This is a genomic window from Aquimarina mycalae, from assembly GCF_029906345.1.
In the GTDB taxonomy this organism is placed as follows: Bacteria; Bacteroidota; Bacteroidia; order Flavobacteriales; family Flavobacteriaceae; genus Aquimarina.
The window spans coordinates 25,608-33,326 of sequence record NZ_JARYGY010000014.1 but is presented as its reverse complement, the minus strand read 5'-3'; the positions used below and the strand labels follow the sequence as shown (position 1 = coordinate 33,326).

Sequence of the window (7,719 nt, the reverse complement as noted above, 5' to 3'; positions counted from 1 at the left end):
ATTTAATACACGCTCTTTTTAGGGGTGGGTCAATTTAAACAGGAATACCCAGGTCACTTTAAATAGGATTCAATGGGTCACTTTCGCAGGATTAAGTGGGTCAGTTTGGCAAGAATTTCCAATGAAACGATGGATTATTGTTTGCAAACTCGATTGGGGGCATTCGACTTTGTAGATAAGCAAGTCCGGTCTGTAAGTGTTAAGTTACGAGCCTATTGCCGTAAGCATTACAAGAAGGACTATTATTTACTAAGAAGTGTTCCCGGTGTAGGTTCTATAGTAGCTTGTGGTATTCTTTGTGAGTTGGGGGATTTACGAAGGTTTAAAAACTTTAAACAATTGGCTAGTTATGTTGGATTGATCCCCTCAGTTCATCAGAGTGGTGATAACTTGGTTACTTCTGGACTTACCACCAGGGCCAACCGGATTATGAGAAGCTATCTAGTAGAGGCTACTTGGGTAGCTTTGCGTTTTGATCCTGTGATGCAAGGGTACTATCGATCACACCAAGGCAAGGACGTAAAACGAATCTTAATGAAAGTAGCCAGAAAGTTATTAAGTCGTATCCACGCGATTATTAAAACAGAAACCCCTTATCAGATAGGAGTGGTAAGTTAAAAAAAAGTAAATTAATAACAATATAAGCCTACAAACTCGACAATACTTTTGACCCAGAATAGGACAACTAAACACCATAGGTGAAGTTTTAACTATCACATTTCATAGCAAGTTGCCTTGTTGGTCAATCAAAATCATAGTGATGCTTGTGGATGACCTTATATCATACCACATATAGGATGCGGAGTTATACGGCTATTGTTGAAGTATTGACAACCCTAAATCTCGTTGCCAACAATTCAACAATCTAAAATCATCAATATGGATTAATTAAAAAATAAAAATATCGTATTTTTAACCTAAGATTTGGGAAAGGGCTTTACATAGGATATGGTGTTACCCAGCGTTTTACCAGTTTACACTCCCAATAGTGTTCCAGTCAACCCATATCCCATCTTTAAAGGCATAAACTTTTTTTGCAGAAAAACCACTTGATGCTCCATAATTTATTCTAAATTCAACAAAAGCTAAATCAAATGTTTTGTTAAATATTGGTTTTGAAATTGAAGCGATAGTATTTTCGCAGTTAATTTTCAAGAAATTATCAAGAGGAGAATCTTTTGGTAAAGAAAGAAAATATTCTCTTTCGAGTTCTTTAATTTTCTTTTCTGGTATAATTTTTTTATTAGGTACTATGTCTTTTGTCATTTTAAAATTCAGATACAGTTTCTTTTGAGAATTGAAGTGAATACTATCTTTAATTTCTAAAAGTCTTGCAATAAAACCTTGATTAAAATCTAATGCAGGTGCATTTTCATCATAATATATGAACTCTTCAGTAATACACCCCTCTGGTAAAAATCGCCACGGTCGATACTGCGTACCTTCTTGTTTCAACAAAAAATTAATTAGCTCTCTTGTTTTCCGGGTATCCAAATCGCTCACAGTGTCTGTTGTCACCTTTTGAGTCGTTTTACAATTAAAATTTAATAGAATCATTAATAACGATATGTAAAGTCCTATTTTTCGCATATGTTCGTTAAGATACACAGTTTAAACAAGTTAAAGATTAGGTGTTTACACTAAATTAGTTTCTAATCTTGTTGCTTCTTTCTTAGGTTTCTTTGATCAAAGAAACCTAAAAATACATTTATATAATAGACTTTCCAAATTCCGTTTCCAAGCTCTTGGATTCCTACATATTTTCCTTTTAATGCAACTGTTAGATTATAGTACTCCCCATTTTTAAGACAGCAAGTTAAGATGTAACTTTAACGCTGTACTTATGAAAAAATCGAGAAGAAAATTTAGTCCATCTTTCAAAGCAAAAGTAGCTTTGGAAGCAATCAAAGATCAGTTAACCTTACAGGAGATAGCCTCAAAGTTTGATATCCATCCTACACAGATATCCACTTGGAAGCGGGAGTTTATAGAAAACTCTTCCAAAACCTTTGAGTCTAAGTTGAAAGCTGATGATACTGATAAGGAGAAAAGTGCCCTTTACAGTAAAATTGGTCAATTACAAGTTGAAAATGATTTTTTAAAGAAAGTCTTGGACAAATGAGTGCTACCTACAAACGGCAAAAGGTTGTCAGATCTCACCCAAGACTAAGCCTTGCCCAACAATGTAAAATTTTAGAGATTCACCGTTCCGGATTGTATTATAAGCCTAAAGGTGAGAGTCCGTTAAATTTGAGATTGATGGAAGCCATAGACAAACAATTTTTGGAACATCCTTACTATGGAGTAGAACGAATGACAGATTACCTTAAATTAGACTTAGGATATCGTGTGAATATCAAAAGAATTAGAAGGCTATATAAAATAATGGGACTTCAGACCATTTATGACAAACCAAAGACAACCATAAAAGATAAAACCAGTTATGTGTATCCATATTTATTAAAAGACCTTAAGATCATACACCCTAATCAAGTTTGGCAGACTGATATCACTTATATCCCTATGTATCGTGGGTTTATGTATATGGCAGCCATCATTGATGTACATAGCAGAAAAATCTTAAACTGGAGTATCTCCAACTCAATGAGTGCTAGGTGGTGTAATGAGTTGTTAATAGATACTATACAACAGTATGGAACTCCACAAATACATAACTCTGATCAAGGTTCTCAATACACTAGTGACCTGTATATTAATACTTTAAAAAAGCACAACATACAAATATCTATGGATGGGAAAGGCAGAGCTTTGGATAGTGTCTATATAGAACGATTTTGGAAATCTATCAAGTATGAAAAAATATACTTAAACCCTCCAAATGGAGGTTTAGAATTATATCAAAATGTCAAAGAATATATTGAATTTTATAACACCAAAAGAAGACATACCGAAATAGGAAAAGTACCTCCTGATCAAATATTTTATCAGAAAAATATGGCTTCGTAAATAATTTAAAAATATCTTTAGGCTGTCCTAGGAATTGGGAGTATCATAGATATACCCAATAATATGATTTCCATCTAATAGCTCCACTCTTAGTTACTTTAAGTACTTTGTAGCTACTATGATAATCAAAATGTGATATTTTTTCAAGGACTAGTCTACAAGAAAAATCATGTACATCAGCGGGTGTTTTCATATCCAAAGCTTCGTGTGGTCTTATGTGATTATATTCCTTTACAAAGTGATTTAAACGTCTTTGTTGTGTTTTTAGATCATAGGTATTGTACAAGCTGCCTTTAAATCCCGGTGCATTCGTTCGTGCCTTCCATTTTGTTTTGGCTGTGCAAGATCAGAAAATACGGGGGTGATTCCTAGTTCAATAAATCAATAAGAAAGTTGTGTAAATTTTTGAATAGCTCTTACAGATCCAAAGGGGTTTCCATTGTCAGTATGTATTTGTTTAGGCATGCCATAGGTTCTAAACATCTTTATAAATTCTATCTTTGCAGCTTTTAGGGTTTCTTTATAGTGCCCTTTGGCTGTAAATAAAAATCGACTTTTAGAGTCGGCAATAGTAAGAGGATGACAATAGATTTATTGTTTATGTAGATACAGGAATAGCAACAATATCTGAATTTTTAAAACATTTTGATGTTACAAAATTTAATCTCACTCAGAAAATTATTTAAACGCTAAATCTTTTATTTACAGAATTCGTCAAAGAAATATATTCTCTATTATGTAAAACAATACGTATATCACAAAAAGTTTAAACTTAATTATAGGGTTCAAGGATTAATTTTTATTCACTCTATGAGTAATCCTCCGGTTGGTAATAATGGTTATAGTACCAATTGCAAAAGTAAACCTTACATTATCTTCAATGGTAGTCACCATATCGAATCTATAAAGGTTATTACCTAATGAGCGACCAATTAAAGAGCTCTCATCGTGAAAAAAACCATCATTGTCCGTATCAATAAGCAACTGAGGTGGGCGAGAAGGTTCAAAATCAGGAATTCCTGATGTATCTATAACCATATCGACTGTCCCTACATCAATGAATATACCTGAATCATTAGATTCACTTACTCTCCATACCCTTTCTAATCTTGCATGTATTCGATTTGGAGGTATGTCTGTGGTGTTATTGACCAGTAGATCTCTATTGTTATGACCCCATATCAAAAATTCATTATTATCCAAATCACTCGCACCAAACACCCTTACAATTCCCGTGCCTTGCGAGTCGGTTTGATTTGTGCCATCACTAGCTTGACCTATACCTGCTACATCATGATCAAAATCACCATTTACTGGATCATCTTGTACGTAAATATCATTATCTACTAATACATTTCCATATTTTGCGGTCAAATAATTCTCAATAATTAATCGTTGAGCGGTATTCACTTTTTCCTTAAAAACAATAACTTCTGTAATGTTTCCATTGAAATTTGATCCTAATCCAAATCGGTGGGATGAATGTGAAGAATACGTTGAAGAATTAGCTCTGTCTTGCAATAATGCACCATTTCGGTATAATTGTTTACCTGAAATAGGGTTTGCATCATATGACCATAAGGAATAATTCGTTAAGCCTGATAAACCGCCAACTTGAATTCTTGCCGCTGCACCACAACATTGACCAATATCAAAATAAACAATTCCATTTGACCAGGGAATATGGCACATGAATCTTTGACCTCCAGCAGGTAAAGTTGTATAAGGAAAAGATCTCGTAATTGAATTTACTTTAGTGTAAATATAGGAAGATGCTTGATTCGTAACAAAGTTGCTTGTAGTCAAATTTAGTCCTGTTTGTAAAATTCCCGATGTGTTAAACTGTATCTCATCATATCCATTGACCGAATTTTGTATTAATTGAGGATTGGAACTTCCAGATTGCGCCATATCGTGAACTCCATATCCTGCTGAATTTATCCAATTAGTCACATTTGAACCAGAAGTGATAAGGGCATTATCTGTCCTATACCACATGACCAAATCTGAAGTACCATCATTAGTTCCAACTCCTCCAGGCCCAGTTTGAGAAAATCCAAACATTCCAAAACAGATACCTATAACGACCGAAAGTATGTTTTTGTTGAACGAACGTAAATTTTTTATCTTACTTAACATATAATTTATTGTAATACTAAAGCTGCTAAAAATGTAAAATTTTCAACTTTAGTTTTATAATTACAAAACTCAAAACCAATATAAAAACCATAATACGTGCATAGTCAAAGACTTACATACAATATCATTTTTGTCTAATCCAAGTATATAGAATAGTTATTCCACTTGTGATCGAATAGAATTATTTATATAGAGAGCATGAATGAAATAATTACTGATGAAATAACTCTCTGTTTAAATTTTAATAGCTTCAAAACACCTTGGAAAATTTAAGTTGTAGTATCATGTATATATAAGATGGTATTAGTTCAAAATTTAAAAAAAACAACCTTGCAATTATCATACTTTGGCGAGCTCCAAATTGCAAGGTCTGAATAACTTTTGATGAAGTATCAACCATCAACAAAAAGTAATTTTAAAAAACCTTCCGACCCTAACCGTTTGAATCAGGAGGATATCGGTCTGTGGGGAGGAAGGATCTAACAAAGTAATCTCGTATTAAAACCTATACACATTTAAACCTCAGAGATCACAATTGTTGTTTATTATTCTATACAACTCTATATTATGCATTTTTAGATCCAAAATATTTAGAATTGATTTTACAAATCCTTATAAAATTTATTAATGTTCAAATTTGAGTATTTAGGTTGATAAAACCTAAACTGGCAGCGTCTATTTTTTCTCTACAAAACACAGGCTTAAACCAGTAAATCATTTATTTTTAGCATTTTACGTATTTTGTTAGATTTTAAAAATTTTTAGCACCTCTTTAAAAAAACTGAATAATTATATGTTTACCATATAATAGTTAAACACTGTGTCTTATAAATCTTCTTAATCATATGGTCTTATTTAGAATCGATCCATTTTTCTTTATAGATTTGTTATGAAGTTATCTAAGTCATTTTCAATCTTTAATTTCTTTTTTAAGCGATACCTATTCTGAAGTACAGAATTGGGATGGATATTTTGCAATATTGCAATTTCATGATTCTCAATTCCCAAACGAATCAAAGCACATAATTTGATTTCTGATTTAGTGAGTTCAGGGAATTTATAATTAAGTTTCTTATAGAATTCTTCACTTAACTGTGCTATCCTTTTTTTATTAAAATCTTCATATTTTTGATCTTTTTGAATTCTAGCTAGCACTTCTAGTTCTAAAACATTTAAGGCACGCGAGCGATCTTTACCTTGCAGATTTACAATTGTTTTCATTTTTTCTTTCAACGTTTTAACCCATTTTCTGTCTATTTCGAGACGTTCTTCAATATTAAATAAATCATCTTTTTTTAATTCAATATCATTTTTGAGCAGTTCATTTTCGAGCTTTAATATGTGGACTTTCTGCTCTACTAAATATTTGTTTTTTTCCTCTTTTGTTACTCTCTGCTTACGGCGTATAAATACAAATATCATAATCACAATTATATTTGCCAGTACATATATGGAAAACCACAATTTGGATCGTTGTTGCGAGGCTAACTTTTGTTTTGTTAACTGCCGGGTTTTTATGTTTTTAAAAATACATTTCAAGCTTATGTCTTGTAATTTTTGATTCCAAATCATAAGTTTCGCTACGTTTTTTCGTTCCAGACTATCTTCTAATTCTTGTCTCCTTAAGCTAAACTGATATGCTTTTTTATGATTTCTTTCAATGGTATGCAGGGTTTCCATGTTTCTTAAATATCGAAGCCTAATCGAGGGTTTAGCCAAAAAATTATTTTTTTTTATTTTTTTCTCCGTATCGTTAAGTATTTTTTTAGCTTGCTCAAATTCTTCTAACTTTATTGCTGTTTCGGCAACTTGCAATCCTGCTTTTAGCCATCGTTCATAATCTGGATCTCTTGGGTAGATATCTGGATGGTAAAACCTAAAATTTTCTTCAAATAAAGCTTTTGCTTTTTTATTTTTCCCTTCTACCAAATAAACATTAGCAATATTATCTCTGATACTACCTAAAAATGCTTCAATTTCTTTGTTCTTTTCTTTTTCTGCTAACTTCCAAGCTTTTAGAAAATAATGTTTTGCAGAATCATTTTCTTTTAAATTCTCAAAAAAATGAACACCGATGTTATTTAATGCAGATGCTCTATACATTTTTCTAGCTCTATATTTTATAGCATGAGATGAAGCCTTTTTTAATTGTATAGTAGCACTATCCATTTTATTCATTTTCACATAATTAGACGCCAAATCAGAAAGTGTTAAAAAACTATATGTAGTTATAATAGTATCGATATCACCATTTATTTTGTAGAAATATTCATTTGCTTTACGCAAATTCTTATTTGATTCATTTAACAACCCTAACCGATTAAAAGCTCCTCCTTTAAATCTAAAAAACTTTAGTTTTAATCGTTCTTCTCCTTCAATTTTGTCCAATAACTCTATTAGCTTAAAATAGTCCTTGATTAATTCTTCTATTTCATTTCTATTTAGAGTATGTATTATTTTCGAACTGAACTTTTCATCTACAATACTATCCATCTTATAGAATTCTTTGAGATACATTTCCTTTGTTTTGTTTTCCTGTCCATTTCCTATATGATAAAAAATGATAAAAACACAAACTATGTTTTTTATGTTAATTCTAATATTCATTATTAC

7 protein-coding genes and 1 pseudogene are annotated in these 7,719 nt (G+C 31.8%); 3 read left to right on the top strand and 5 right to left on the bottom strand.

Annotated elements, in window-relative coordinates:
* Positions 1–72: 72 nt before the first annotated feature.
* On the top strand, positions 73–618 hold the full coding sequence (locus QBK95_RS22440; protein ID WP_348637354.1) for a transposase: 546 nt from the start codon (positions 73–75) through the stop codon (positions 616–618).
* A gap of 348 nt (positions 619–966) precedes the next feature.
* Here the strand turns inward: QBK95_RS22440 and QBK95_RS22435 are convergent, their stop codons facing one another.
* Positions 967–1,518 carry a hypothetical protein gene (locus QBK95_RS22435; protein WP_280936805.1) on the bottom strand — a complete coding sequence of 184 codons (552 nt, stop codon included), beginning with the start codon at positions 1,516–1,518 and terminating at the stop codon, positions 967–969.
* 325 nt (positions 1,519–1,843) lie between these two features.
* Here QBK95_RS22435 and QBK95_RS22430 point away from each other — a divergent pair, with 325 nt between their 5' ends.
* Positions 1,844–2,122, top strand: coding sequence for a transposase (locus QBK95_RS22430; RefSeq protein WP_280936804.1), 279 nt, complete (start codon positions 1,844–1,846; stop codon positions 2,120–2,122).
* Positions 2,119–2,967 carry an IS3 family transposase gene (locus tag QBK95_RS22425; RefSeq protein WP_280936803.1) on the top strand — a complete coding sequence of 283 codons (849 nt, stop codon included), beginning with the start codon at positions 2,119–2,121 and terminating at the stop codon, positions 2,965–2,967. Before QBK95_RS22430 ends, QBK95_RS22425 begins: the two co-directional genes overlap by 4 nt.
* 43 nt (positions 2,968–3,010) lie before the next feature.
* Here the strand turns inward: QBK95_RS22425 and QBK95_RS22420 are convergent, their stop codons facing one another.
* From QBK95_RS22420 to QBK95_RS22410, 4 genes and pseudogenes are all read right to left on the bottom strand, one after another.
* Complete coding sequence (locus QBK95_RS22420) at positions 3,011–3,160, bottom strand: hypothetical protein (RefSeq protein WP_280936802.1); 150 nt, start codon at positions 3,158–3,160, stop codon at positions 3,011–3,013.
* Positions 3,161–3,253: pseudogene (locus QBK95_RS22965) on the bottom strand (hypothetical protein); the annotation flags it as partial.
* Positions 3,254–3,759: 506 nt separating this feature from the next.
* On the bottom strand, positions 3,760–5,106 hold the full coding sequence (locus tag QBK95_RS22415; protein ID WP_280936801.1) for a DUF8202 domain-containing protein: 1,347 nt from the start codon (positions 5,104–5,106) through the stop codon (positions 3,760–3,762).
* A gap of 876 nt (positions 5,107–5,982) precedes the next feature.
* A complete protein-coding gene (locus tag QBK95_RS22410; RefSeq protein WP_280936800.1) occupies positions 5,983–7,713 on the bottom strand; it encodes a helix-turn-helix transcriptional regulator in 1,731 nt (576 codons plus the stop codon).
* Between the last annotated feature and the right edge of the window lie 6 nt (positions 7,714–7,719).